General features: G+C 46.5%; 3 tRNA genes. All 3 read left to right on the top strand.

Annotated elements, in window-relative coordinates:
- The first annotated feature begins 13 nt into the window (after positions 1–13).
- A tRNA-Ser gene (locus IGJ50_RS17120) sits at positions 14–103 on the top strand.
- A gap of 127 nt (positions 104–230) precedes the next feature.
- A tRNA-Met gene (locus IGJ50_RS17115) sits at positions 231–304 on the top strand.
- A 50-nt stretch (positions 305–354) separates the two neighbouring features.
- A tRNA-Asp gene (locus tag IGJ50_RS17110) sits at positions 355–428 on the top strand.
- Positions 429–430 lie beyond the last annotated feature (2 nt).

The raw sequence follows: 430 nt of genomic DNA, 5'->3' as shown, positions 1-430 counted from the left end.
TTATATTTATTCCGGAGGATTACCCAAGTCCGGCTGAAGGGAACGGTCTTGAAAACCGTCAGGCGGGTAAAACCGTGCAAGGGTTCGAATCCCTTATCCTCCTTTGTTGATAAACATCAGTGCTAAAGCACTGTGGTTATCAATACTTGGCGAAGAAAGTGAGAGAAGTAAACCTTACTAGAAATCACCAAGAGTATCACCTTTCTATAGTCAAGATAGACTATAATTATCGCGGGGTGGAGCAGTCAGGTAGCTCGTCGGGCTCATAACCCGAAGGTCGTAGGTTCAAATCCTGCCCCCGCAATTGCTTTTAAAGAAGCAAAAAGTTATTAGTGACGCAACACAATAACGAATGGTTTGGTAGTTCAGCTGGTTAGAATGCCTGCCTGTCACGCAGGAGGTCGCGGGTTCGAGTCCCGTCCAGACCGTT

Source organism: Enterococcus sp. AZ101 (genome assembly GCF_050499005.1).
GTDB classification, from domain to species: Bacteria; Bacillota; Bacilli; order Lactobacillales; family Enterococcaceae; genus Enterococcus_L; species Enterococcus_L ureilyticus.
Note: the sequence above shows the minus strand (reverse complement) of the source record. Positions and strands in the feature narration are given on the sequence as shown.